Source organism: Brachybacterium sp. YJGR34 (assembly GCF_003347015.1).
GTDB lineage: Bacteria > Actinomycetota > Actinomycetes > Actinomycetales > Dermabacteraceae > Brachybacterium.
This window is the reverse complement of record NZ_PNFB01000018.1, coordinates 1-24434: the sequence shown is the minus strand read 5'-3', so window position 1 is coordinate 24434 and position 24434 is coordinate 1. Positions and strand designations below refer to the sequence as shown.

Sequence of the window (24434 nt, the reverse complement as noted above, 5' to 3'; positions counted from 1 at the left end):
CTACCCTGGGCAGATGAGTGAGAGGTCCGACGCCGGCGCGGCCATGCGCATCGATCTGCACGCGCACAGCTCGTGCTCCGACGGCACGAGCACCGTGGGGACGCTGTTCGACGATGCCTCGAGGGCGGGGCTGGACGTGCTCGCCCTGACCGACCACGACACCGTCTCCGGCTGGGCGGAGCTGCCCGCGGCGGTCGCCGCGAGCGGGGTGGCCGCGGTGCCCGGCATCGAGGTCTCCAGCGAGTCGGGGACGCTGAGCGTGCACGTGCTCGCGCTGCTCCCGGACTCCTCGGAGCGCAGCGAGCTGGCCGAGGAGATGGCCCGGGCCCGTGCCTCCCGCGCGGACCGCGCCCGGCGGATGGTGGAGCTGATCGCTCGCGACCACCCGATCACCTGGGAGGACGTGACCGGACAGGTCGCCGGGGAGCAGACCGTGATCGGCCGGCCGCACATCGCCGATGCCCTCGTCGCGCGCGGCGCGATCGCGGACCGCTCCGAGGCGTTCCGGGAGATCCTCAGCCCGTCCGGTCCCTACTACGTCCCCTACTACGCTCCCTCGCCCGCGGCGACCGTCGCCGCGATCCGCGCGGCCGGCGGGGTGTCCGTGCTCGCGCATCCGGGGTCCGTGACCCGCGACTCCGATCTGCCGCTGGACCTGCTCGAGGAGATGGTCGCGGCGGGCCTGGACGGCATCGAGGTCGACCACCGCGAGCACGACGGCGCGGAGCGGGAGCGGCTGCGCCGGTTCGCGCGCACCCACGATCTGCTGATGACCGGGGGGAGCGACCACCACGGCACCGGGAAGCCGAATGCGCTGGGGGAGGAGCTCACCGCGGCCTCGGTGCTCGCGCAGATCAGCGAGCGCGCCACGAGCGGCACGGAGATCCTGCGCCCCTGAGCCCGGGCGGGCGCTCCCGCGCTCGCCGACCCCTCCACGACGACGAGTGCGGTCCCGTTCCGGATCCGGTTCGGATCTGGTACGGGACCGCACTCGATGCGGGGACGCGGGCTCCCGACCGGGTCAGTCCTGCGGTGCGGACGGCGCGGAGCCCTCGCCGCCGCCGGAGCGGCCGCGGCCGCCGCGGGACCGCCGACGACGGGGCCGATCGCCCGAGGCGTCGGCCGGCGTGTCCGCCGGCGGGCGGGACTCGCCGCCCTGAGGGCCGCTCGCGGTGTCCTGTGCGGTCGGGCTCGCCTCGCCGGCCACCCGGCGGGTGCGGGTGCGGGACCGGCTGCGGCGGGGACGGTCGCCCGTGCTCTCGCCGCTGCTCTCCGCACGGTCCCGCTCGACGGAGCGGCTCTCGCCGCCGCGCCCTCCGGACCGGCCGCCGCGACCGCCGCTGTCGCGGCCGCCCCGGCTCCCGCCGTCCCGGCCGCCCCGGGAGCGCTCGCGCCCGCCGTCGCGCCCTCCGCGCGCCGAGCGGTCGGGACCGCCGAGGTCCTCGAGCTCCTCGGCCTCGAGCCCCTCCCGGGTGCGACGGTCCCGGGGCAGGGTCCCCTTGGCGTCGGTCGGGATGTCGAGATCGGTGAACAGGTGGTCCGAGGTGGAGTAGGTCTCGGTCGCCTCGGCGGTCTCCAGGCCCAGCTGCCGGGCGATGAGCCCCCAGCGCGCCACGTCCTCCCAGTCCACGAAGGTCACCGCGGTGCCCTTCTTGCCCGCGCGGCCGGTGCGGCCGGTGCGGTGGAGGTAGGTCTTGTCGTCGTCGGGGCAGTTCCAGTTCACGACATGGGTGACGTCGGTGACGTCGATGCCGCGGGCGGCGACGTCGGTCGCGACCAGCACGTCGATCTTGCCGTTGCGGAAGGCGCGCAGCGCCTGCTCGCGGGCGCCCTGGCCGAGGTCGCCGTGCAGCGGGGCGGCCGCGAAGCCGCGATCGGCGAGGTCGCCGGCGACCCGGTCGGCCTGGCGCTTGGTGCGCATGAAGATGATCGACAGGCCGCGGCCGCGGGCCTGCAGGATGCGGGCCATGACCTCGATCTTGTCGAGCTGGTGGGCGCGGTAGACGACCTGCTTGATGTCCGCCTTGGTGCGGGCGCCGTCGCCCGGGTCATGGGCTCGGATGTGCGTGGGCTGCTTCATGAAGCGACGGGCCAGGGCCATGATCGGGCCCGGCATCGTCGCGGAGAACAGCATCGTCTGGCGGTTGCCGGGGACGGCCTGGAGCAGCTTCTCGATGTCCTCGAGGAAGCCCAGGTCCAGCATCTCGTCGGCCTCGTCGAGCACCGCGGTGCGCACCTGGGACAGGTCCAGGTACTTCTGGCGCATCAGGTCGATGAGACGGCCGGGGGTGCCGACGACGACCTCGACGCCCTTCTCGAGCGCCTCGATCTGCGGCTCGTAGGCGCGGCCGCCGTAGACGGTCAGGACGCGGATCGGTCGCTTCGCCGAGGCCGTCTCGAGATCGTGGGCGACCTGGACGGCGAGCTCGCGGGTGGGCAGCACCACGAGGGCCTGCGGCTTCCCGATCGGCCGGTCGTCGGGATTGGGCTCGCCCGGGGCGACGGAGTTCTGCAGCAGCGGGATGCCGAAGCCGAGGGTCTTGCCCGTGCCGGTCTTGGCCTGGCCGATGATGTCGCGGCCGCGCAGTGCGACCGGGAGGGTCATCGACTGGATCGGGAAGGGCGTGGTGATGCCCTTCGCGGCGAGCGCCTCGACGATGTCGGGACGGACGTCGAAGTCCGCGAAGGTCTGGGTCTGTGCAGGAGTGCCGGAGCTCTGCTCGACGGCGGGGGAGGCCGACACGGCCTCATCGGTGTGCGGGATGGTTTCAGGCACCGTTCAACTCTCTGGTCATGGATGTGCCCTGCCATCGTAGCCCCCCGGGCCGCCGAGGGGCCGGGATCAGCCCTCGCCGCCGTCGCTGACCTCGGGCAGGGGACTGCTCGGCGCGGTGGGGGTGACGCGTTCCTCGTCCGGCAGTCCCTCGCCCGGCTCGACCGACTGCTCCGAGGGCACGGGCTCCTCCGGGGTCTCGGCGCCCTCGGGCACCTCGAGGGGGTGCGTCTCCGCGGGCACCTGGGTGCGCTGGATCGAGACGGAGACCAGGCCCAGCCCGCCCATGGTGATGTCGTCGTAGGCGACCAGGCGACGGGTGTCCGCGTCGAAGTAGAGCATCCGGGCGGAGAGGTCGAGGGGGTCCTGGCCCTGCAGCACCGGGGCCACCCCGCCGGAGGCGAGGGCTCCACCGGTGGAGCCCAGGGTGAGCCAGTCCGTGCCCGAGCCCTCGCGGTCCATCTGCACGTCAGCCGTGTGCATATGGCCCGAGAGCACCATCGGCACGCGGCCGAGCAGGCCCTCGGGCTGGGTCGGATCGTGGAAGAGGGCGAGGTCGACGGGGGCCTCGGGATGGTCGCCGTCGTGGGTCTCGATGGTCTCGCCCAGCTGGAAGGCGGCGGCGTCCACGGCCCGGTCGCCCTCGCGCCAGCCGCCGGCGTCGGAGTCGTCGTCGGCCGCGAAGCGCGGGTCGCCGATGCCGGCGATGCGCAGCCCGGCGACCTCGGTCACCTCGTTCTCGAGCACGGTGGCGTTGGGCTGCGCGGCGATCGTCGCGGCCGCGCCCGCGCCGTCGTGGTTGCCGGCGACGTACACGTAGGGAACGTCGAGCGTGCCGATCCTGGTGAGCAGCTCGTGCTCGAGCGGGGTGCCCCAGGAGACGATGTCGCCGGTGTCGACGACCACGTCGATCGCGAACTGGGTGTCGAGCTCGGCGATGACGTCGTAGGCCTGCGGGTTGTCATGGATGTCCGAGACGTGCAGGACGGTGATCAGGTTCTCCTGGTCCAGGCCCACGGGCAGCGAGTCCGCCGCGATGTACAGCGCCGAGACCTGCCCCACGAACTCGGCGAGGGTGCTGCGGTAGTTCTGGTAGTCCTGGGCCGTGGCCTCCCCGAGGTCCGCGATGTACGCGGCCTGGGACAGCAGCCCCTCGAAGGAGGGCTGGGTGAGGGAGGCGGGGGAGAAGGTCGCGGCGGTGGCGGCCGCGGAGGCGCCGACCAGGACCACGGCGCTGCCGCCGGCGATCAGGGACCGCCGCACCCGGCGGAAGGTGAGGCCGACGGCGAGCGAGGCCCCGGCGGCGCCGAAGAGCGCGTTGAGGGCGGCGTTCCGCGCGGCGGCCGCGGTGATCGTCTCCGGAGCGGACTGCTGGAGCTCCGCGAATCCGGTGTCCGAGTAGAAGAGGGCCTCGGCCTTCTCCACGTCGACGCCCTGCACACGCGCCTCGATGCGCACGGGAGCGGTATGGGTGTCGAAGGAGACCTGCCCCACCGGGGGCAGCAGGAGCACCGTCTCCGAGGCGACCGCGGGCCGCACGTGCACGCTCGCGGTGAGGGGGCCCACCTCGACCTCGGTGGCGGGAACGAGCATCAGCCCCACGATCGCGCCGAGCACGGCGACCACCGTCGTGGTGGTGATCTGGAGCAGGCGGGCGCGCCGCACCCGCCGACGGCGCGTCCACCGGGGCGCGGTGCCCTCGTCCGTCGGGGCCGCCGCGTCGGCCCCGTCCGCAGGGACGTCGTCGGCCCGCGGGGCGTCCTCGGAGGAGGTCACGGTGGATCAGCCGAGGAAGCCGACCCGCCGGGGCTCCTCCGTGGAGACCTCGGCATAGGCGAGCTTCGCGCCCGGGACGAGCACGGTGCGGCCCTTGTCGTCGACGAGGGTGACGGGGCTGCCGTCGGCGACGGCGGCGCTGAGCCGCTCGAGCAGCGCCGCGGCCTTCTCCTCGGACTCGATCACGATCTCGCGGGGGGAGTGCTGGATGCCGATGCGGATCTCCATGACCTGTCCTTCCCTCCGCCCCGAGGGGCGGGGATGCTCGTTGCTGTGACCCGGGAAGTCTAGCCGTCCGCGGGGGAGGAGGCATCGCCGTCCGCTCCCAGCACAACACCGGCGATCCGTGGCCTCTCCCGCGGGGCGAACCCGGTGAGACCGTGCACGAGGGAGGTGGTCATGACGTCGAGGATCGCCTCCCGCTCGGCCTCGCCGTCGGCGTCATGGAGCAGCTCCGCGGTGGTCTGGGTGACGGCGATCAGGCCGCGGCCCAGCACCCGCGACTGCTCGGTGCTCAGGCGGCGCGCCCCCGAGAGCACCCGCGCGAGCTCGATCGCCATCCGGTCCAGCACGGCGACCACCCGCTGCTGGACGGTCTCCGAGATGATCTCGTGGCCGGTGAACAGGCGCAGCGAGTTGTCCAGGGAGACCACCTCGTAGAAGCGCCGAAGGCCACCGCGCACCAGGTCCGCGGTGTCGCCGCCCCGGGTGCCGAGGGCGGTGACCTCGGCGATCATGGCCTCGGCGAGGATGTCCAGCACCTCGACGTAGAGGGTCTCCTTGGAGTCGAAGTGCTGGTAGAGCACCGGCTTGGTGACCCCGGCCGCGGCGGCGATGTCGTCCATCGACGTGGACTGGAAGCCCTTCTGCGTGAACACACTGGTGGCCAGCTCGAGCAGCTGCGCCCGGCGCCGTGCGCGCGGCATCCTGGCCGTGGGGGACGGGGGCATGGGCGTCGACCTCCAGGGGGCGGCGGGGTGATCCGAGCCACCCTACCGCCGATGCGCCGCCGTCCCGCGGTGGTGCATCGCCCCCGGCCGTCCTCGGATGTCCCACCGGTGCGATGGAATAGGGGACATGCGACGCACCGGGATGATCACGGACGAGGGGATCCGGCCTCCCCGGCTGCTGGGCCCGGATCTCGAGGCGCTCCCCGCGGTCCGTCCCGCCGGCGCGCTCGACGCCGGCCAGCGTCATGCCCTGCGGAGGTTCCTCGCCGGGGGCGACGTGCTCGTCCACGGCGGCCCCGGCAGCGGCCGCACCGCCCTCGCGCTGAGCGCGGCGGACCGGGCCGGGGAGGGCACGCTGCTGCTGGCCCCGCGGCGCCTCGCGGCCGGGCGCCTGCGCGACGCCCTCGCCGTCGGCGGCGCGGGATCCGTGCGGGCGATGACGCCGCCCGCGCTCGGCCACGCGATCGCACGGGCCGATGCGCTGCGGCGCGGCCTCGGCGAGCCGACGCTGGTGACCGGCGCGGAGCAGGACGCGCTGCTGGCCGAGCTGATCGCCGAGCGCACCGACTGGCACCTCGAGGTCGACCCGGGAGCGCGCACCCTGCCCGGCTTCCGCACCGAGCTGCGCGATCTCGTCACCCGGGCCACCGAGCTGGGGCTGACGCCGGCGGACCTGGAGGCCCTGGGGCGCGAGCGGGACCGCCCGGCGTGGCAGGACGCGGCCGCGATCCTGCGCGACTACCTCGGCGTGCTGGACCTCGAGTCCTCCGCGGCCCTCGACGCCGGCCCCCGGCTGGACTCCGGCGCCCTGGTGCGCCGCGCCGTCCGCCTGCTCGAGGACCCGCGCACCCCGCTGCCCTTCCGGGCGGTGGTGGTCGACGACGCCCAGGACCTCACCGCCGCCGGCGTTGACCTGGTCGCCGCGCTCGCCGCCGCGGGAGCCCCCGTGCTGCTGTGCAGCAGTCCCGACGGCGCGGTGGACACCTTCCGCGGCGCGCTCCCCGACGCCGCCCAGCGTCTGCGCACGCTCCTGCCGCGGCCCATCGAGGAGATCACCCTCGAGGGCTCACACGCCCAGGCCCCGGGCCTCACGGCGGCCGTGGACGCCCTCCGCGGCCGGCTCCCGCTGGCAGGTGCGCCCGCCTCCGCCCGCCGGCCCCGCGCCGCGGCGGTGCGCGGGCTGGTGGCGCTGCGTGCCGCGGACCCGCTGGACGAGGCCCGCATGATCGGCTCCGCCCTGCGCGACCTCCATCACCGCGAGGACGTCGAGTACGACGACATGGCGGTGCTCTGCCGCTCCGGCGCCGCCGTCGCCGATGTCGCCGATCTGCTCTCCCGCACCGGCGCGCCGGTGACCGTGCCGCGCCGCCCGCAGCCCCTGCGCGAGGTCTCCGCGATCGCCGACCTGCTGACGATCCTCGAGATCGGTCTCGCCCCGCCGGAGGCGCCGCTGGACCCGCAGGTCGCCGCCGAGCTGCTGCGCGGCCCCTTCGGCGACGCCGACGCCCTGCGCCTGCGCCGCATCCGACGTCTGCTGCTGAGCGCCCACCGCTCCGCGCACCCGGACTCCGAGATCCCCAGCGAGCAGCTGCTGGCCCGCGCCCTCATCGACGAGGAGGTGCCCGGCCTGCCCGCCCCCGGGGCGCGGGACCGCGCCGCCGCCCCGGTGCACCGGGTGCGGGACATGATCGCTGCGGTGCGCGCGCACCGCGAGGACCCGGCCGAGCAGGTGCTGTGGCACGCCTGGGACGCCTCCGGTCTTGCGGGCGGCTGGCGCCGGGCCGCGCTCGGCGCCCCCGGGGACGTCGACGGAGCGCGGGCCCGCCTCGCCGGCGGTCGGCTGGACGCCCTGCTCGAGCTGTTCGCGGCCGCGGAGCGCCTCACCGAGCGGCGACCCGGCGCCGGAGCGCTCGACCTCGTCGAGCAGATCCGGGCGCAGGCCGTCGTCGAGGACACCCTGGCCCCGGCCGCCGCCGCCCGCGGCCGCATCGCGGTGCTCACCCCCGCCCAGCTGGCCGGGGAGCACCGCGACACCGTGGTGCTCGCCCGGCTCCAGGAGGGCGCCTGGCCCGATCTCCGCCTGCGCTCGACCCTGTTCGGCGCCGCGGAGCTCTCGCTGACCGCTGCGGCCCGCGACGGCGCGGAGCTGCCCGCGGACCCCGAGGCGCTGCGGGCGCTCCAGCGGGAGCAGGTGATCGCCGACGAGCTGCGGCTCGCGGTGAGCGCCCTCGCCCGGGCGCGGCGGCGCGTGCTGGTCACCGCCGTCGAGGACGAGCAGCTGGACCCCTCGGCCCTGTACGAGGCGCTCGAGGCGCTCGCCGCGGCCGACGAGCACCCCTGGATCGACCACGAGACGCTGCAGCGGGATCCGGGTCCCTCGCCCGACCCCCGGCGTCTGGTCGCCGCGCTGCGCGCTCGCCTGCGCGAGGAGGATCCGCAGCGCGCCCGCGACGCGGCCCTCGCCCTGGAGGCGCTGGACCGCGCGGGCGCCCCCGGCACCGACCCGGGGCGCTGGTACCACCAGGACCCGAGCTCGGAGGCGCCGCTGCACGGCGAGGACACCCCGATCCGCCTCTCGCCCTCGGCGCTCGAGCGCGCCGTGGACTGCCCGCAGTCCTGGCTCATGGAGCGTGCCGGCGGCACCCGCACGGGCGGTCCGGCCCAGCTCATCGGGACGGCCCTGCATCACCTGGCCGAGCAGCACCCCCGCGGAAGGGCGGCGGAGGACCTGCTCGCCGAGCTGCACACGCTCCTGCGCTCCGTGCCCGGGACCGAGACCTGGTCCGGTCGCCGCCGGGTGCGGCGCGCCGAGGACGCCGCCCGCCTGCTCGCCGCCCACCTCGCGAGCGCGGGCGAGCCCCTCGCCGTCGAGGCGCCCTTCGAGGTGCGCCTGGGCCGGGTTGAGCTGCGCGGCACCATCGACCGCATCGAGGGCGACGCGACCGGGCTGCGGGTCGTGGACCTCAAGACGGGGCGGGCGGCGAAGACCGCCGCGAAGGCCGAGGAGGACCTCCAGCTGGCCGCCTACCAGGCGGCGGTCCGGGACGGGGCCCTGGACGAGCGGCTCGGCGAGGACGCCTCGGAGCGGCTGAACGGCGCCCAGCTGGTCTACGTCGGCACCGGCGGGAAGAAGGCCGCCGTGCGCACCCAGGGCGCCCTCCCGCGCGCCGAGGATCCCCGCTGGTTCGACGCCCTCGTCGAGGAGGTCTCGGCCGAGGTCTCCGGCGACCGGGTCACCGCCCGCCTGAACACCCACTGCTCCCGCTGCGCCGTGCGCAGCAGCTGCCCCCTGCAGCCCGAAGGAGATCAGCTATGAGGTACTCCGCCGCGAGGCTGGCCGCGCTGCTCGAGCAGCCCCCGCCCACCGAGGAGCAGACCGCCGTCATCGAGGCGCCGCTGGCCCCGATGCTGGTGGTCGCCGGCGCCGGCTCCGGGAAGACCGAGACCATGGCCTCGCGCGTGGTGTGGCTGATCGCCAACGGGATCGTCGAGCCCCGCCAGGTGCTGGGGCTGACCTTCACGCGCAAGGCCGCCCACGAGCTGGCCGAGCGGATCTCGGCGCGTCTGGGCACCCTGGCCGGGGCCCTGCACGCCGAGTACCTGCCGCTGCCACCCGGCCTCGAGCGCGGGGGCGACGACCTGGTGGGGCAGCGGCCCGTGGTCCACACCTACAACGGCTTCGCCCTGGACCTGGTGCGCGAGCACGCGCTCGCCGTCGGCATCGACCCGGAGCTGACCATGATGTCCACCTCCGCCTCGTGGCAGCTCGCGCACGAGATCGTCGAGGGCTGGGACGACTCCCTGGACCTCGAGGCCTCGCCCGCCACCCTCACCGCGGCCCTGCTCTCCCTGACCTCCTCGCTCGCCGACCACCTGGTCACCCCCGAGCAGCTGCGCGACCACCTCACCGAGATCCACACCCATCTCTCCCAGATCCCCCTCCAGGTCGAGGGTCGTCGCCGCACCACCCCGAAGCCCGTCGCCGCCGTGCTGGGTGCGCTCGAGTCCCGGCTCGCACTGCTGCCGCTGCTCGAGCGCTTCGCCGCCCTCCGCACCGACAGCTCCGCCCTGGACTTCGCGGACCAGGTGGCGCTCGCGGCCCGGGTGGCCCGCGAGGTGCCCGCCGCGCGCGCCCTCGCCCGCCGTATGCACCGTGTGGTGCTGCTGGACGAGTTCCAGGACACCTCCGTGGCCCAGCTGCGGATGCTCACCGACCTCTTCGGTCCCGGTCATGCGGCCTGCGCCGTCGGGGACCCGCAGCAGGCGATCTACGGCTGGCGCGGTGCCTCGGCCGCGTCCCTGGCCGGCTTCGCGGAGGCGTTCGCCACCGAGGGGGAGCCCGTCCTGCAGCGCACGCTCTCGACGTCGTGGCGCAACGACGAGGCCGTCCTCGCCGTCGCCAACCGCCTGGCCGCCCCGCTGCGCGGCGCCGGGGCGGGCGTGACGATCCCCGAGCTGCGGCCCCGGCCCGGTGCGGGGGAGGGGGCGTGCGAGATGGTCGAGGCGGCCGACGAGCGCGCCGAGGCCCTGGCCATCGCCGACTGGATCCTGGCGCGGCGCGCCGAGGACCACGGGGACGAGCAGGGGACCGGACCGGCCTCGGCCGCCGTGCTGGTGCGCGCGCGTCGGCAGATCCCGGCCCTGGCCGAGGGGCTCGAGGCGCGCGGGCTCGCGGTCGAGGTGGTGGGATTGGGCGGGCTGCTGCACCGTCCCGAGGTCGCCGATGTCCGTGCGCTGCTCGCCTGCGCCCACGACCCGGGGCGGGGCGACGCCCTCATGCGGCTGCTCACCGGGCCGCGCCTGCGCCTCGGCGCACGGGACCTCGCAGTGCTGGGACGCTGGCGGGACCGGATGGGCTCGCGGCTGCGACGGGACGCCGAGGCTCCGGGAGGAGAGGACGAGGCCGAGGCGGTCTCCCTGGTCGACGCCGTCGACGACCTCCCGCCGCAGGACTGGACGGACCCCGCGGGCCGCGCGCTGTCCCCCGTGGGGCGAGCGCGCCTGCTCGAGATCCAGCGGATACTGCGGGAGATGCGGCGCCTGCTCCCGCTTCCCCTGCCGGACCTGGTGACCGCCGCGATCCGCCTGCTGGACGTGGACCTGGCGCTGCTCGAGCAGGACCCCAGCTCCCGCGCCCTCGCCGACCTCGAGGCCTTCCGCGATCACGCGGCCGGTTTCGAGCGCACCGCGCGCCGCGGGGATCTCGGGGCCTACCTGGACCTGCTCGAGATCAGCGAGGACGAGGAGGCGGGCCTCGCCGTCACCGCCGCAGGAGAGGGCGCCCACGACCCCGCCGCCGTCACGATCGTGACCATGCATTCCGCCAAGGGACTGGAATGGGACCTGGTCGCGGTGGCCGGTCTCACCGAGGGCACCGTCCCCTCCTACGACCTGCGCCGTGCCAAGACCGACGAGGCCGGGCGGCTGCGGGTCCCCGGCGACGGCTGGCTCGGCAAGCTCGCCGGCGCCTCCGTGCCCACCGCGCTGCGCGGCGACGCCGACACCCTGCCCGAGCTGGCCTGGGCCGAGGCCGACACCCAGGTCGATGCCGAGGGGCTGATCGAGGAGTTCAAGCTCGCCCAGGGCGAGGAGTCGCTGCGGGAGGACCGCCGGCTGATGTACGTCGCGGTCACCCGCGCCCGGCGGCGGCTGCTGCTGACCTCCGCCGCCTGGCGGTCCGGGCTGTCCGCCCCCCGGCCCCGATCGCGCTATCTCACCGAGGCGACGGACCTGGTCCCCGAGGCGTTCCGCACGGTCCAGGAGGTGCCCGCGACCAACCCCCTGGAGAGCGAGCGGCCCGAGGCGGCCTGGCCCCCGGAACCCGGTCCGGCCGAGCAGGCGCGCGCGCGGGCCGCGGACCGGCTCGCCGCGGCGGCGTCCGCGGAGGATCCCGCGCCGGAGGACCCACAGCTGGCCGAGCTGGTGCGCCGCACGATCAGCGACCTCGCACAGCAGTCCGCGCCGCCGCTGGTCCATTCCCCGCCGCGGCTGTCGGCCTCCCAGGTGGTCCACCAGGCGCGGGACCCCCGGGGCGCCGCGCTGGACCTGCTGCGCCCGCTGCCGCGCAGGCCGTCCCCGGCCGCCGCCCGGGGCACCGCCTTCCATGCCTGGCTCGAGTCCCGCTACGACAGCGCCGCGCTGCTCGATCTCGAGGACATCGCGGACCTCGACGGCGACGAGGGGACCGGCGCCGGCGACCGCACCCTGCGGGAGGCCTTCGCCGCCTCCGACTGGGCCGCGCGCACCCCGCTGGCCGTCGAGCACCCCGTGCACACGCGCGTCGGCGACATCGCGGTGCGCGGCGTCATCGACGCGGTCTTCGCCGACCCCGAGGGCACCGACGGCTCGCAGGGGGTGGTGATCGTGGACTGGAAGACCGGCCGGGTGCCGCGCCCCGCCCAGCTGCGCGAACGGTCGCTGCAGCTGTCGCTCTACCGCCTGGCCTGGCACGAGAGCACGGGGCTGCCCCTGTCGAGCATCCGCACCGCCTTCCACTTCGTGGCCGACGGCCTCACTCACGAGGTGCGCCGTCACCCCTCGCGCGAGCGCATCGCCGAGCTGCTCGCGCCGGAGGCGGGCGGCGAGGACGCGCAGGCCCCGAGGGGCTGACCCGGGGGCCCGGTCAGGAGCTCTCGCGCGTCTCCGTGGACGGCGTCGCGGTGCCCTCGTGGGAGCGCATCTCCACATAGGCGCGCTCCGCCTCGTCCCGCGCGAGCTGGGCGAGATCGGCGTCGAGATCCGCGATCATGCCGCGCGCGTCGGCGATGATGTCCTCGTCGCCGAGCTCGAGGCCGTGGGCGAGCCAGTCGGCCACCGCGAACTCGCCCAGCGCCTGGGCACGCTCCATGAGGTGGGGATGCGTCGAGGTGGGGAGCTCCTCGCGATAGGCCGTGTACAGCTCGTCGAAGCGCTCGGACTCCAGCGAAGAGACGAGCCAGGCGAGGTCGGCTGCGGGATCGCCCACCGTCGAGGAGGACCAGTCCCGGATCGCGCTGATCCGGGATCCGGCGACGAACAGGCTCTCCTCGGAGAGGTCGCCGTGGACGAACTGCGGGGTGAAGTCCCACAGCTCGCGGTTCGCGAGCAGGGCCTCCCAGCGCTGCGCGACGGCGGCCGGGAGATGACCGGCCTGCGTGACGGACTCGATGCGCGTGCGGTGCCGGGCATGGAGCACCTCGGCGGTGAAGGACTCGACCCCGGCGGCCTCCGCCGCGTAGCGGGGCACGGTGTGGATGCGCGCCAGGACCCGGCCCAGGGACCGTGCGAGATCGCTGTCTCCCTGCAGGTCGTCGAGCATCAGGGGCCGGCCGACGGGCGCCTCGGTGACCGCGCAGCGCCCCCCTGCGGGGAGCTTGACGACGCCGAGCACCGGGGGGACGACGCCCTGCAGCGGGGTGCCGGAGAGCGCATCGGCGACCTTCAGGTCCTGTTCGAGCCGGACCCCGGCGGCGGTGGTGGCCGGGGACAGGACGATCACCCGGGTCCCGTCCTCGCCGACGATGCCGGCGACGTCGAGATCCTCGACCGGGGTGGCGATCGGCGCGGTCCGCACCGGCGTCAGCCCGGGAACCGCTGCCGCCGCGAGAGCAGCCAGGGAGTAGGTGTTGCGATGCACCCGTCCACCGTACCCGGCCGACCTGCCCGCGCCGCGTAGGCTCGAGACATGGTGACGCTCCGCGGCCCTCATCTGGCCACCCCTCTGACCCTGTCCAGCTCCGACCGGGACGCGCACGGGCGCCTCGACCCGGCGACGATCGCCCCCGGCGAGGACGTGCGATACCTCGTGACCCGCTCCGGCGAGGCCGCGATGGAGGAGGCCGCCGCGAGCGCCGAGTCCGAGGGCGGCACCCTGCGGCTCGCTCTCGAGACCGCCGACCCCCGCAACGGCGGCGCCCAGGTGCTGGTCTACCTGGGCCGGCGCGACGGGCAGCGGATCCTGGCGGTGGAGATCGGTGAGCCCAGCGCCGAGATCGACGATCCCGGACGGGATCTGCGCGATCTCCGGCGCGTCGCCGAGCAGCTGGACGTCGAGGACGCCGAGCTCGCGGTGACGGCCGTCGCGATGGGCGCCTGGCATCGCTCGATGCGCCACTGTCCGCAGTGCGGGGCCCTGCTCGAGGCCGAGGTGGGCGGCTGGGTGCTGCGGTGCACGGCCGACGGCACGGAGCACTTCCCGCGCACCGACGCCGCCGTGATCATGGCGGTCCGCGACAGCGAGGACCGCCTGCTGCTGGCCCGCAACGCGCACTTCCGCGGGCGCTTCCACTCCGTCCTGGCCGGATTCGTCGAGCCGGGGGAGAGCCTCGAGAACGCGGTGGCCCGCGAGGTCGCCGAGGAGGTGGGCGTCCTGGTCGAGGAGGTCGAGTACGTGGGCAGCCAGCCGTGGCCCTTCCCCCGCTCCCTGATGCTCGGCTACCGGGCGTGGGTGCCCGGGGACACCGCGCTGACCCTGCAGGAGGACGAGATCGCCGAGGCACGCTGGTTCAGCCGTGCCGAGCTCGCCGCGGCGCTCGAGGCCGAGGAGATCGAGCTGCCCGGTGCCGCCTCCATGGGCCGGGCCCTCATCGACGACTGGTACGGGCGCTCGGCGCAGCGCTGAGCGCCGCGCCACCCCGGGTCGGGGCTCGCTGCCGATGTCTGTGAGCCACCCGCCGTCCACAGCGCCCGCAGAGCGTCGGCCCCCGCTGGCAGGATGAGCGGTGATGATCGACCCTTCCGCCTCCACCGCCTCCGCCCCCACCGACGCGGAGGAGATCCTCGCCGCCCTCGATCCGGAGCAGCGCGAGGTCGCGCGGACCTTCGGCACGCCGATCTGTGTGCTCGCCGGTGCCGGCACCGGCAAGACCCGCGCGATCACGCACCGCATCGCCTACGGGGTCGCCACCGGCCAGCTCAACCCGCGCCACGTGCTCGCGGTGACCTTCACCGCGAAGGCCGCCGCGGAGATGCGCTCCCGCCTGCGCGACCTCGGGGTGCCCGCCGTGCAGGCACGCACCTTCCACTCCGCCGCGCTGCGCCAGCTGCGCCACTTCTGGCCCCGCGTGGTGGGCGGGGCGATGCCCGAGCTGCTGACCAACAAGTTCGCCGGGGTGGGAGAGGCCTGCCAGCGGCTGCACCTGAGCGTGGACCGGGCCGCTCTGCGCGACCTGGTCGCCGAGGTGGAGTGGTCGCGGGTCTCGATGCTCACGCCCGAGTCCTACCCGGAGGCGGCCCAGCGGACGCGCCGGCCGGGGGTGGCCGGCTTCGACTCGCGCTCCATCTCCCGCATCCTCACCCAGTACGAGGAGGTCAAGAAGGAGCGCGGGGTGATCGACTTCGAGGACGTGCTGCTGCACCTGGTCGGCTTCCTCACCGAGCGCAGCGATGTCGCCCGCGAGGTCCGCGGCCAGTACCGCCACTTCGTGGTCGACGAGTACCAGGATGTCTCCACCCTCCAGCACGCCCTGCTGCGCCTGTGGCTGGGCAGCTCCGACGACGTCTGCGTGGTGGGCGACGCCGCCCAGACCATCTACACCTTCGCCGGGGCCCGCGCCTCCTACCTGCTGGACTTCCGCAAGGAGTTCCAGCGCGCCCGCACCATCCGGCTGGAGCGGAACTACCGCTCGACGCCCGAGATCGTGCGGATGGCCAACTCGGTCCTGGACGGGGCGAAGGGCCGCACCCGTGAGAGCCGCCTGACCCTCGTGTCCCAGCGGCCCAGCGGGCCGCCGCCGGTCATCGAATCCTTCCCGGACGATCCGGCGGAGGCCGACGGCATCGCCGCGCGCATCGCGGACCTGGTCGCGCAGGGGCGACCCGCGGCGGAGATCGCGATCCTGTTCCGCACCAACAGCCAGTCCGAGGCCTTCGAGCAGTCCCTCACCTTCCACGGCATCGGCTACCTGGTGCGCGGCGGGGACCGTTTCTTCGAGCGCCAGGAGGTACGGCGCGCGATGGTCTCGCTGCGTGCCGCCACCCGTGTCGAGCAGATCGAGCCGGCGCGTGCCGTGCGCGACGTGCTCTCCCAGCAGGGCTGGTCCGAGAAGGCCCCCGAGGGCACCGGCGCGGTCCGCGACCGCTGGGACTCCCTGAACGCCCTCGTCGGCCTCACCGACACCGTCACCTCGCGACCCGGCACCACCATGGCCGATGTGGTCCGCGAGCTCGAGGAGCGGGCCGAGGCGCAGGCCGCGCCGGTGGTCGACGGCGTCACCCTGGCCTCCGTCCATGCCGCCAAGGGCCTGGAGTGGCCCGTGGTCTTCGTCGCCGGGGCGAGCGACGGGCTGCTCCCGATCTCCATGGCGCGGACCGCCGCCGAGATCGAGGAGGAGCGTCGGCTGCTCTATGTGGCCCTCACCCGCGCGAAGGACCTGCTGACCGTGAGCTGGGCGGCCGCTCGCACACCGGGCGCGCGCGGCTCCCGGAAGGCGTCCCGCTTCCTCGACGGCGTCCGCGAGCACCCCGAGGCGCCGAGGACCTCCCCGGGGGCGGGCCCGCGCCGCACCGGGCGCCGCTCCGCGACCGTGTACGCGGAGTGCCGGGTATGCGGACAGGGCCTGGTGACGCCCGCGGAGCAGCGTCGCGGACGACACGACGGCTGCCCGTCCACGGCGGGGGAGGACCAGCTGTCCGCGCTGCGCAGCTGGCGTCGCGCGAAGGCCTCGGCCGGCGGGGTGCCCGCCTACGCGATCCTCACCGACGCCGCCCTCGAGGCGGTCGCCGAGCGGGATCCGCGCAGCGAGCAGGACCTGCTCGCCGTCCCGGGGATCGGCCCCGGGAAGGTCGCGAGCTTCGGCGAGGAGATGCTCGCGCTCCTCGCAGCCGCCGAGAAGCAGTGACACTGCAGGTCAAAAAATACTTCCGCAGGATCCGAGCAGCGTGTAGAGTCATCCACGTCAATCGTCCACGTCGTGGTCCGGGACACCGGGACGCGCGCAGAAGAAAGGGGGTGGCCTCAGTGATGATCACCAGGAATCTCGCAGGAGCAGGCCTGCGCCCCTTCGGCGCGCCCTCCCTTCTGCAGCGCGAACGGGGTACAACCCCCGCGGTGCCCAGCCTGAGCTGACGAGGCCTCCCCTCGCTGCCGGCGCGGCACCGCTGCCGCGCCCCCTGCCCCTCCGGGCTCGTCCCTCCCGACGATCTTCTAAGCAGCGAGACGATGACTTCACTTCTCACCACCTTCCTGAACCCCGCGGATGCGTCCGCGACGATGCTGCCGTGCCATGACACGGACGCCGCCGACCTCTTCTTCTCCGAGCGTCCGGCCGATCTCGAACAGGCCAAGACGCTGTGCGCCGCCTGCCCTCTGATCGACGAGTGCCGCCAGGGTGCTCTCGACCGCCGGGAGCCCTGGGGCGTCTGGGGCGGGGCGATCTTCGACGCCGGCCGCATTATCGCGGTCAAGCGCGGACGGGGACGGCCCCGCAAGAATCGGGACCAGGACGCGGCATGAGCGCCGCGCCCGACCGCTCCGCGACGCACGAGGGGCGAGGCACCCAGATGGTGCCTCGCCCCTCGTGGCGCCGCCGCAGCGGCCGCAGTACGTCGATCAGGCGGTCTCTGCTGCCTGGTCTCCTACCGCTCGCGAGCTCGCAGTACATCGATCAGGCGGTGTCTGCTGCCTGGTCTCCTACCGCTCGCGGGCTCGCAGTACGTCGATCAGGCGGTGTCTGCTGCCTGGTCTCCTACCGCTCGCGAGCTCGCAGTACGTCGATCAGGCCTTGCCCAGGATGCGGTTGAGCTTGGTGCCGCACTCGGGGCACACCGCCTTGGCCATGCGGCGACCGTTGGAGACGACCACGTTGCCCTCGGCTTCCCGCTTCTCGCGGCACTTGACGCAGTAGAACTCTCCGGCATAGGTCTCGTCGGCCATGTCCGCTCCTCGTGATTGTCGATGTTGTGATCCCCCGGTCGCGCCGTTCTCACCGCGAGGCCGGGACCCCGACACTCTAGCGGCGCGGCGATGACGTGCACCAATCAGGAACCGGCAGGATCGGCCGCGGCGGGGCATGCGTCGCGGCGTCCGCGGGAGGGCGGTGGTCCGAGCGGGGCGGCCCGTCGCGCGCTTCGGGTGCTGTGGGGCTCCGCGAAGAGCCGAGGAAGTGCGCGCGACGAGCCGACATCGGAGGCCCCACAGGCAGCTTGAGGCCGTGAAGGGCCGTGGGGCCCCGGGGGCGCTCAGCACCACGCGCACCTTCCCCGTGTGCGTCCTGCTAGTTATCCCGGGGTCCCACGTGCAGGGAAACCTAGCCTCTGCGGGCCCGGCGGGTCAAAGGGCGGCGGGGGATCCGCTGTGGACAACTCCCGCAGGGCTGTGGACAGATGCTCGCCGGAGGGTCATCCCTTGTGGAGGAAGTGTTGTCACCCCAGGTCCCGGACCTGCGAGCGCTCTCCCGGCTGTGCACAGCTGTGGATGAAGTTTTTTCCCCGGCGATCGTGCCAGGCTTCTGCCATGGGTGATCTCGTCCTCCACGACCACGTCCTGGGACCCCGCGGCGAACGGGTCCTCGTCCGCCGCAGCGCCCGCCGGCGCCGGACCGTGTCGATCGCGCGCAAGGACGGCGACCTCGTCATCGCGATCCCCGCCTCCTTCTCCGTGCGCGAGGAGCGTCAGTGGGTGCGGAAGATGGTCGACCAGCTGGTCCGCAAGGAGGCGCGCACCGCGCCCACCCGCCGCAGCGACGAGGCGCTGCTGACGATGGCGCGCGCGGTCAGTGAGACGTATCTCGGTGGCCGCGCGCACCCTCGCTCGGTGACCTGGTCCACACGCCAGAATTCCCGCTGGGGCTCCTGCACCCCGGCGGACGGCACCATCCGGCTCTCGCACCACCTGCAGGGCATGCCGGACTACGTGGTGCGCTCGGTGATGATGCACGAGCTCATCCACCTGCTCGTGCCCGGGCACGGACCCGAGTTCCGCGCGCTCATGGAGACCTACCCGCAGGCGCAGAAGGCCCAGGGCTTCCTCGACGGCGTGTCCTACGCCCGGAACCTGCCCATCGCGCCCGAGGACGGGATCGACGGAGACGGTCAGACCGAGCAGCGCGCGAGATAGGGCGCGAGGGCCGCGAGGGTCGCGGGGAGGTCCTCGACCGTGCCCTCGGGCAGTTGCGCGCCGCTGCGCTCGGGTCCGTCCCCGCACAGCGGCCAGGGCACCCAGCGCACCTCGGGGGACTCCTCGCTGACCCGCAGCGGCAGCGCCTCCGCGGCGGCGGGCGCGCGCAGCAGGAACTGCACGTCCCAGTGCTCGGCGCAGGCGCCGAAGGCGGCATCGAGGCCGTGACGGTGCAGCATGGCCGGGCCGGGGCCGATCCGCTCGAGGCCATCCAGCCCGATCTCCTCGGCGACCTCGCGGCGGGCCGCCCGCTCCAGGCTGGTCTCGCCCTCCTCGAGGTGCCCGCCGGGCTGCACCCAGAAGCGGCCCTTGCGGTGCCACATCAGGGCCACGTGCTCGCCGGGGCGGTCGATGACGACGGCGCTGGCCGTGAGATGGCGCGCACCCCCGTCGCGATGGAGGGCGCGCGGGTTCTCGGACAGCAGTGCGCGGTACTCCGCGGCGAACGCCGGTCCGGAGACCGCGCCGTCGGCGAGGGTCAGCTCCCGCAGGGCCGTCGTGACCTCGGGCGCGGAGCAGGCCTCAGCGGCCATCCCCGGCATCCCGCTCGTCGTCCGGTCCCTCGAGGCCGCCCTGCTCGTCCTCCCGCGGCGCCTCGGAGGAGTCGTCGCCGGAGAGCAGACGCTCCAGCTGCGCATCGAAGTCCTCGGGCAGGGTGACGTCCGCCAGGCCGTCGACCTCCTCCGCAGAGGCGTCCGTGCGCGGGGCCTGCGGGCGCCCGGAGAGAACCTCCGCCGTCGGCAGCAGATCAGGATGCTCCCACTTCGCCTCGCGGCCCGTCTCGCCCTCGGTGGCCAGCACGCTGTCCCACCACGAGAGGGCCTCGCGCACCCGGCGCGGGCGCAGCTCGATGCCGATGGTGCTCGAGAGCATCTGCTCGGCCGGCCCACCGGAGGCGCGCCGGCGCCGCAGCACCTCCCGCATCGCCTCGAGGTCCGGGAGCTTGCCCTCCAGCGCCTGGGTGGTGACGTGATCCACCCACGCCTCGACGAGCGCCAGCGTGGTCGCGAGCTCCTCGAGCGCGCGCTCCTGCGAGGCCCGGCGGGTGAAGACGAACATCTCCTCGGGCCGCTTCGCCTGCAGCGCCTCGGGATCGGAGAGGTCGAGCCCGCGCACCATCTCGTCGAGCGCGTCGAGATCCAACGTGATTCCCCGCGCGTAGTCCTCGATCGCCGAGAACAGCGCCCGGCCCAGCCACGGAGCGGCCGCGAACAGGGCGGTGTGGGCGATCTCGCGCGCGGCCAGGAAGATCCGGGCGGCGCCGGCGTCCAGGGAGTTCTCGGAGATCAGATCCGCGACATTGGCGGCGACCAGGGCCGGCTCGCCGTCCCGGCCCAGCGGCAGGGCGAGGTCGGTGGTGCCGCACACCTCGCGGGCCAGGGCGCCGATCGCATGGCCGAACTGCACGCCGAACATCGTGCCGCCGATCCGCTCCATCATCCCGGCGGGGTCGCCGTCGGGCGTCGGCATCCCGGGGATCCCGGCCTCGCCGAGCTGGCCCATCTGGGCGGCGATGGCCTCGCCGATGGCCCCCGCCATGTACTTCGCCACCGGCTCGACGATCGACTTCCAGCGCGGGAGCGTGCGCAGCAGCCAGGTACCGCGGCCGAACACGCCCAGCTCGGTCGAGGGGACGTCGATCGCGATCACCGGGTCCAGCCACAGGCGCGCGACCTGCGCGGCCTGGCGCAGCTCCGCGATCTCGGACTCGCCGGGGGACGGGTCGCCGGGGCTGCCGGCCGGTGCCTCCGCGCCGGGCAGGCCGGCGTATCCGGCGGCGGTGCGCCGGGCGATGTCCTCGGCCATCTGCCAGTTCACCGGGCTGTCGCCCTGCGCGGCGAACATGCTCTGCATCTGCGCCGCCGCGGCCCGCAGCTGGGCCGGGTCCTGCGGCAGATGCGCCTGCCGGGCCAGCATGGACAGATCCATCCCGTCCAGCGCCCCCTCGGGGAGGGCGTCCCCGAAGGTCTCCTTCAGGAAGCGCCGCAGCGCCTCCTCGTCCATGTCACCGGGTTCGCCCGGGATCGGGGAATTGCTCATGGCCACCTCCTGCAGTCCGTGGGACGACCAGCCTATCGAGCGCGTCTGGGCGGGGGCGGGAGGAACCCTCCGTGCGGCGGCCGCGGGAGGGGGCGTGGAGCGGCGTGGGGCACAATGTCCGCGTGATCGACGACCAGCCCCAGCCCTCGCGCGCCCGCCGCGCCCGCGCCGCGGTCGCCCGGTCGGTCGGGGAGGCGGAGCTCTCCCGCCCCGTGCTGGCGCTCGTATCGCTGGTCCTGATCTGCGTGATGGTGCTGGTGGGGTCGCTGCTCCCGGTCCCGTACGTCATCGAGCGCCCCGGGCCGGCGATCGACGTGCTGGGGGAGTACGAGGAGGAGCAGATCCTCCTCATCGACGGCGCCGAGACCTACCCCACCGAGGGCGAGCTGATGATGACGACGGTCTCCGTCGACGGCGGCCCCGGATATCGGGTCACCCCGGTGGAGGTGATCGCCTCCTGGTTCGATCCCACCTCCATGGTGATGCCGCGCGAGCTGGTCTTCCCCGAGGGGCAGACTCGTGAGGAGACCGTCCTGACCAACTCGGTGGCGATGAGCACCTCGCAGCAGACCGCGGTCGCCGTCGCGCTCGACGAGCTCGCCATCGAGTACCAGGACGTCGTGATGGTCGCCGGCGTCGAGCAGGGAGCCCCGGCCGACGGGACCCTCGAGGGCGGGGACGTGATCGTCTCCGTCGGCGGGGAGACGGCCGCCGACGTCGCCGGCTACCAGGAGCTGGTCCGCGCCACGCCCGCCGGGGAGGACGTCCCGCTGACCATCCGGCGGGAGGGGCGGGAGATGGACCTCGAGGTGCCCGCCGAGACGGTCGACGGCGCCCCGCGGATGGGGGTGGTGCTCTCCGAGGGGTTCGAGTTCCCCATGGACATCGAGATCGGCGTGGGCGAGATCGGCGGCCCCAGCGCCGGCATGGTCTTCTCCCTGTCCGTCTACGACGAGCTCACTCCGGGAGCCCTGACCGGCGGGCACCGGATCGCCGGCACCGGTACGATCGCCGCCGACGGCACCGTCGGCGCCATCGGCGGCATCCGCCAGAAGATGGTCGGGGCCGAGGAGTCGGAGGCGGAGTTCTTCCTGGCCCCGGCCGCGAACTGCGAGGAGGTCGTCGGCAACGAGCCCGAGGGGCTCGAGGTGGTGGCGGTCTCCGACTTCGAGGAGGCCGTGGCCGCCTCGGAGACCATCGCCGCCACCGGCGGCATCGAGGGACTTCCCACCTGTGAGGACGAGAGCACCGAATGAGCAAGCGCAACCGCCGACGCACCCCGCCCAGCCCCACCGTGGTCCTCGACTTCGGCGGGGTCCTCAGCGCCGGCCACGATCCGGTGCCCGATGTCCACGAGCTGCTCGGAGGCGACCTCGAGGCCCTCGGCCGGGCGCTGTGGAGCGAGCGCCCCGCCTACGACGCGGGCACCGTGAGCGCCGCCGAGTACTGGGGCGCGGTGGCGGCCGCCGCCGGGATCGAGTCCCTCACCGAGGAGGAGGTCGTCGAGCTGCAGGAGGCCGACAACCGCTACTTCCTGCGCCTGGACCCTCGCTCCCGGGCCCTCCTGCACGACCTCGCCCGCAACCAGGTGCGCCTCGCGCTGCTCTCGAACGCCTCCGAGGCCTTCGGCGAGGCGGTGCGCCGCGCCGACTGGTTCGAGGCCTTCACCGTCGCGCTGATCTCCGGCGAGGAGCGCGCCGTCAAGCCGGACCGCGCGATCTACGACGTGCTGCTGGACGTGCTCGCCCATGAGACCGGTGGGGTCTCCATCCCCTCCGCAGTCGTCTTCTTCGACGACCGCGAGGACAACGTCGAGGCGGCCCGCCAGCTGGGCATCGACGCGCACCTCTGGCCCCGCAACGGCGAGGACCACCCCGAGCACGGCGCGGACATCGCCCGCCGGGTGCTCGCCGAGCGCGGGATCCCGCTGGACTGACTCCGCGAGCGGGCCGCGGGGAGCGGGTAGAGTCGGGCATCGCGACATCCCCCGCGCGGCGCCGATCCTCGGCGCGCCGAGGCGATCCCGAGACCACCACGTCCCGACAGGAATCCCAGTTGGCTGAATTCATCTACACCATGTACAAGGCCCGCAAGGCCGTGGGCGACAAGGTCATCCTCGATGACGTCTCCATGAGCTTCTACCCGGGTGCCAAGATCGGCATGGTCGGCCCCAACGGTGCCGGCAAGTCGACGATCCTGAAGATCATGGCCGGGCTGGACCAGCCCAGCAACGGCGAGGCCCGTCTCTCGCCGGGCTACAGCGTGGGCATCCTGCTGCAGGAGCCGCCGCTGGACGAGTCCAAGACCGTCCTGGAGAACGTCCAGGAGGGCATGGGCGAGCTGTTCCAGAAGGTGCAGCGCTTCAACGCCATCGGCGAGGAGATGGCGGAGCCGGACGCGGACTTCGACGCGCTGATGGAGGAGATGGGGAAGCTCCAGACCGACATCGACGCCGCGAACGGCTGGGACCTCGACTCCCAGCTCGAGCAGGCGATGGACGCCCTGCGCTGCCCGCCCGGCGAGGAGCCGGTCACCCACCTCTCCGGCGGCGAGCGCCGCCGCGTGGCGCTGTGCAAGCTGCTGCTGGAGAAGCCGGACCTGCTGCTGCTGGACGAGCCCACCAACCACCTCGACGCCGAGAGCGTGCTCTGGCTCGAGCAGCACCTGCAGAACTACGAGGGTGCCGTCATCGCCGTCACCCACGACCGGTACTTCCTGGACCACGTGGCCCAGTGGATCGCCGAGGTCGACCGCGGCCACCTCTACCCCTACGAGGGCAACTACTCCACCTATCTGGAGAAGAAGGAGGAGCGCCTCACCGTCCAGGGCAAGAAGGACCAGAAGCTCGCCAAGCGCCTCAAGGAGGAGCTGGAGTGGGTGCGGTCCAACGCCAAGGGCCGCCAGGCGAAGTCCAAGGCGCGACTGGCCCGCTACGAGGAGATGGCCGCGGAGGCCGAGCGCACCCGCAAGCTCGACTTCGAGGAGATCACCATCCCGCCCGGGCCGCGGCTGGGCAACCAGGTGATCGACGGCACCGACCTCAAGAAGGGCTTCGGCGAGCGGGTGCTCATCGACGGGCTCTCCTTCTCGCTGCCGCCCAACGGCATCGTCGGCGTCATCGGCCCCAACGGCGTCGGCAAGACCACGCTGTTCAAGACCATCGTGGGCCTCGAGCCGCTGGACGAGGGCGAGCTGAAGATCGGCAAGTCCGTCCAGATCAGCTACGTCGACCAGAACCGCGAGAACATCGACCCGGAGAAGAACCTCTGGGAGGTCGTCTCCGAGGGGCTGGACTACATCCAGGTGGGCAAGGTGGAGATCCCCTCCCGCGCCTACGTCAGCCAGTTCGGCTTCAAGGGGCCGGACCAGCAGAAGAAGGCCGGGATCCTCTCCGGCGGCGAGCGCAACCGCCTGAACCTGGCGCTGACCCTCAAGCAGGGCGGCAACGTCCTGCTGCTGGACGAGCCCACCAACGACCTGGACGTGCAGACCCTCGGCTCGCTCGAGAACGCGCTGCTGGAGTTCCCCGGCTGCGCCGTGGTCGTCTCCCACGACCGCTGGTTCCTGGACCGGGTGGCCACGCACATCCTGGCCTACGAGGGCACCGAGGAGAACCCGGCGAACTGGTACTGGTTCGAGGGCAACTTCGAGTCCTACCAGGCCAACAAGGTCGCCCGCCTGGGCGAGGACGCCGCGCGGCCGCACCGCGTGACGTACCGCCGCCTGACCCGCGACTGACGCCCCGCCGGGCTCGCGACGCCCCGGCCCCGCCCCCCTCACCGGGGACCGGGGCCGGGGCGTC

At 74.0% G+C, this 24434-nt stretch carries 18 protein-coding genes; 10 read left to right on the top strand and 8 right to left on the bottom strand.

Translation table 11 applies throughout. The features are described from left to right. The first annotated feature begins 13 nt into the window (after window positions 1-13). Complete coding sequence (locus CXH06_RS13995; RefSeq protein WP_114855818.1) at window positions 14-898, top strand: PHP domain-containing protein; 885 nt, start codon at window positions 14-16, stop codon at window positions 896-898. 123 nt (window positions 899-1021) lie between these two features. On the opposite strand, the gene CXH06_RS13990 is transcribed toward CXH06_RS13995, so the two are convergent. From CXH06_RS13990 to CXH06_RS13975, 4 genes are all read right to left on the bottom strand, one after another. Then, window positions 1022-2776 carry a DEAD/DEAH box helicase gene (locus tag CXH06_RS13990; protein WP_114855817.1) on the bottom strand — a complete coding sequence of 585 codons (1755 nt, stop codon included), beginning with the start codon at window positions 2774-2776 and terminating at the stop codon, window positions 1022-1024. 66 nt (window positions 2777-2842) lie between these two features. Beyond that, window positions 2843-4549 (bottom strand): metallophosphoesterase, encoded by a 1707-nt coding sequence (locus CXH06_RS13985; protein ID WP_157975752.1) that lies wholly within the window; start codon window positions 4547-4549, stop codon window positions 2843-2845. 6 nt (window positions 4550-4555) lie between these two features. After that, a complete protein-coding gene (locus CXH06_RS13980; RefSeq protein ID WP_114855816.1) occupies window positions 4556-4777 on the bottom strand; it encodes a DUF3107 domain-containing protein in 222 nt (73 codons plus the stop codon). 59 nt (window positions 4778-4836) lie between these two features. Beyond that, window positions 4837-5499, bottom strand: a complete 663-nt coding sequence (locus CXH06_RS13975) for a TetR/AcrR family transcriptional regulator (protein ID WP_114855815.1) — start codon at window positions 5497-5499, stop codon at window positions 4837-4839. Window positions 5500-5626: 127 nt separating this feature from the next. Here CXH06_RS13975 and CXH06_RS13970 point away from each other — a divergent pair, with 127 nt between their 5' ends. Continuing rightward, window positions 5627-8815: a UrvD/REP family ATP-dependent DNA helicase gene (locus tag CXH06_RS13970; RefSeq protein ID WP_114855814.1), complete on the top strand. Its 3189-nt coding sequence runs from the start codon at window positions 5627-5629 to the stop codon at window positions 8813-8815. Then, window positions 8812-12108, top strand: a complete 3297-nt coding sequence (locus CXH06_RS13965; RefSeq protein WP_114855813.1) for an ATP-dependent DNA helicase — start codon at window positions 8812-8814, stop codon at window positions 12106-12108. Before CXH06_RS13970 ends, CXH06_RS13965 begins: the two co-directional genes overlap by 4 nt. Before the next feature lie 13 nt (window positions 12109-12121). Here CXH06_RS13965 and CXH06_RS13960 read toward each other — a convergent pair whose 3' ends face one another. Beyond that, window positions 12122-13114 (bottom strand): phosphotransferase, encoded by a 993-nt coding sequence (locus tag CXH06_RS13960; RefSeq protein WP_114855812.1) that lies wholly within the window; start codon window positions 13112-13114, stop codon window positions 12122-12124. A gap of 48 nt (window positions 13115-13162) precedes the next feature. Here CXH06_RS13960 and nudC point away from each other — a divergent pair, with 48 nt between their 5' ends. From nudC to CXH06_RS13945, 3 genes are all read left to right on the top strand, one after another. Further along, on the top strand, window positions 13163-14098 hold the full coding sequence (gene nudC / locus CXH06_RS13955) for an NAD(+) diphosphatase (RefSeq protein ID WP_114855811.1): 936 nt from the start codon (window positions 13163-13165) through the stop codon (window positions 14096-14098). A gap of 103 nt (window positions 14099-14201) precedes the next feature. Then, window positions 14202-16316, top strand: a complete 2115-nt coding sequence (locus CXH06_RS13950) for an ATP-dependent DNA helicase UvrD2 (protein WP_114855810.1) — start codon at window positions 14202-14204, stop codon at window positions 16314-16316. Between the two features lie 320 nt (window positions 16317-16636). Then, a complete protein-coding gene (locus tag CXH06_RS13945; RefSeq protein WP_114855809.1) occupies window positions 16637-16930 on the top strand; it encodes a WhiB family transcriptional regulator in 294 nt (97 codons plus the stop codon). Between the two features lie 261 nt (window positions 16931-17191). Here CXH06_RS13945 and CXH06_RS18455 read toward each other — a convergent pair whose 3' ends face one another. After that, window positions 17192-17350, bottom strand: coding sequence for a DUF5679 domain-containing protein (locus tag CXH06_RS18455; protein WP_010551122.1), 159 nt, complete (start codon window positions 17348-17350; stop codon window positions 17192-17194). A 579-nt stretch (window positions 17351-17929) separates the two neighbouring features. Here CXH06_RS18455 and CXH06_RS13935 point away from each other — a divergent pair. After that, complete coding sequence (locus CXH06_RS13935; protein ID WP_114855808.1) at window positions 17930-18532, top strand: M48 family metallopeptidase; 603 nt, start codon at window positions 17930-17932, stop codon at window positions 18530-18532. Here the strand turns inward: CXH06_RS13935 and CXH06_RS13930 are convergent. Together CXH06_RS13930 and CXH06_RS13925 are read right to left on the bottom strand one after the other, a co-directional pair. Further along, on the bottom strand, window positions 18508-19125 hold the full coding sequence (locus CXH06_RS13930) for an NUDIX domain-containing protein (RefSeq protein ID WP_232820365.1): 618 nt from the start codon (window positions 19123-19125) through the stop codon (window positions 18508-18510). The two genes, CXH06_RS13935 and CXH06_RS13930, sit on opposite strands and share 25 nt — an antisense overlap. Continuing rightward, window positions 19115-20632, bottom strand: coding sequence for a zinc-dependent metalloprotease (locus CXH06_RS13925; RefSeq protein WP_114855806.1), 1518 nt, complete (start codon window positions 20630-20632; stop codon window positions 19115-19117). The genes CXH06_RS13930 and CXH06_RS13925 overlap by 11 nt, the downstream gene beginning before the upstream one ends. A gap of 122 nt (window positions 20633-20754) precedes the next feature. Here CXH06_RS13925 and CXH06_RS13920 point away from each other — a divergent pair, with 122 nt between their 5' ends. From CXH06_RS13920 to ettA, 3 genes are all read left to right on the top strand, one after another. Next, window positions 20755-21888, top strand: a complete 1134-nt coding sequence (locus tag CXH06_RS13920; RefSeq protein ID WP_232820364.1) for a PDZ domain-containing protein — start codon at window positions 20755-20757, stop codon at window positions 21886-21888. Continuing rightward, on the top strand, window positions 21885-22568 hold the full coding sequence (locus CXH06_RS13915; protein WP_114855804.1) for an HAD family phosphatase: 684 nt from the start codon (window positions 21885-21887) through the stop codon (window positions 22566-22568). Before CXH06_RS13920 ends, CXH06_RS13915 begins: the two co-directional genes overlap by 4 nt. 119 nt (window positions 22569-22687) lie before the next feature. Then, window positions 22688-24370, top strand: coding sequence for an energy-dependent translational throttle protein EttA (gene ettA / locus CXH06_RS13910; RefSeq protein WP_114855803.1), 1683 nt, complete (start codon window positions 22688-22690; stop codon window positions 24368-24370). Window positions 24371-24434: the final 64 nt, after the last annotated feature.

Bases quoted from the DNA above. Each gene is read 5' to 3' on its own strand.
- CXH06_RS13935 (WP_114855808.1), top strand. From the start codon at position 17,930: ATGGGTGATCTCGTCCTCCACGACCACGTCCTGGGACCCCGCGGCGAA.
- CXH06_RS13965 (WP_114855813.1), top strand. From the start codon at position 8,812: ATGAGGTACTCCGCCGCGAGGCTGGCCGCGCTGCTCGAGCAGCCCCCG.
- CXH06_RS13930 (WP_232820365.1), bottom strand. From the start codon at position 19,125: ATGGCCGCTGAGGCCTGCTCCGCGCCCGAGGTCACGACGGCCCTGCGG.
- CXH06_RS13970 (WP_114855814.1), top strand. From the start codon at position 5,627: ATGCGACGCACCGGGATGATCACGGACGAGGGGATCCGGCCTCCCCGG.
- CXH06_RS13950 (WP_114855810.1), top strand. From the start codon at position 14,202: ATGATCGACCCTTCCGCCTCCACCGCCTCCGCCCCCACCGACGCGGAG.
- CXH06_RS13980 (WP_114855816.1), bottom strand. From the start codon at position 4,777: ATGGAGATCCGCATCGGCATCCAGCACTCCCCCCGCGAGATCGTGATC.
- CXH06_RS13925 (WP_114855806.1), bottom strand. From the start codon at position 20,632: ATGAGCAATTCCCCGATCCCGGGCGAACCCGGTGACATGGACGAGGAG.
- CXH06_RS13915 (WP_114855804.1), top strand. From the start codon at position 21,885: ATGAGCAAGCGCAACCGCCGACGCACCCCGCCCAGCCCCACCGTGGTC.
- nudC (WP_114855811.1), top strand. From the start codon at position 13,163: ATGGTGACGCTCCGCGGCCCTCATCTGGCCACCCCTCTGACCCTGTCC.
- CXH06_RS13975 (WP_114855815.1), bottom strand. From the start codon at position 5,499: ATGCCCCCGTCCCCCACGGCCAGGATGCCGCGCGCACGGCGCCGGGCG.
- CXH06_RS13945 (WP_114855809.1), top strand. From the start codon at position 16,637: ATGACTTCACTTCTCACCACCTTCCTGAACCCCGCGGATGCGTCCGCG.
- CXH06_RS13995 (WP_114855818.1), top strand. From the start codon at position 14: ATGAGTGAGAGGTCCGACGCCGGCGCGGCCATGCGCATCGATCTGCAC.
- CXH06_RS18455 (WP_010551122.1), bottom strand. From the start codon at position 17,350: ATGGCCGACGAGACCTATGCCGGAGAGTTCTACTGCGTCAAGTGCCGC.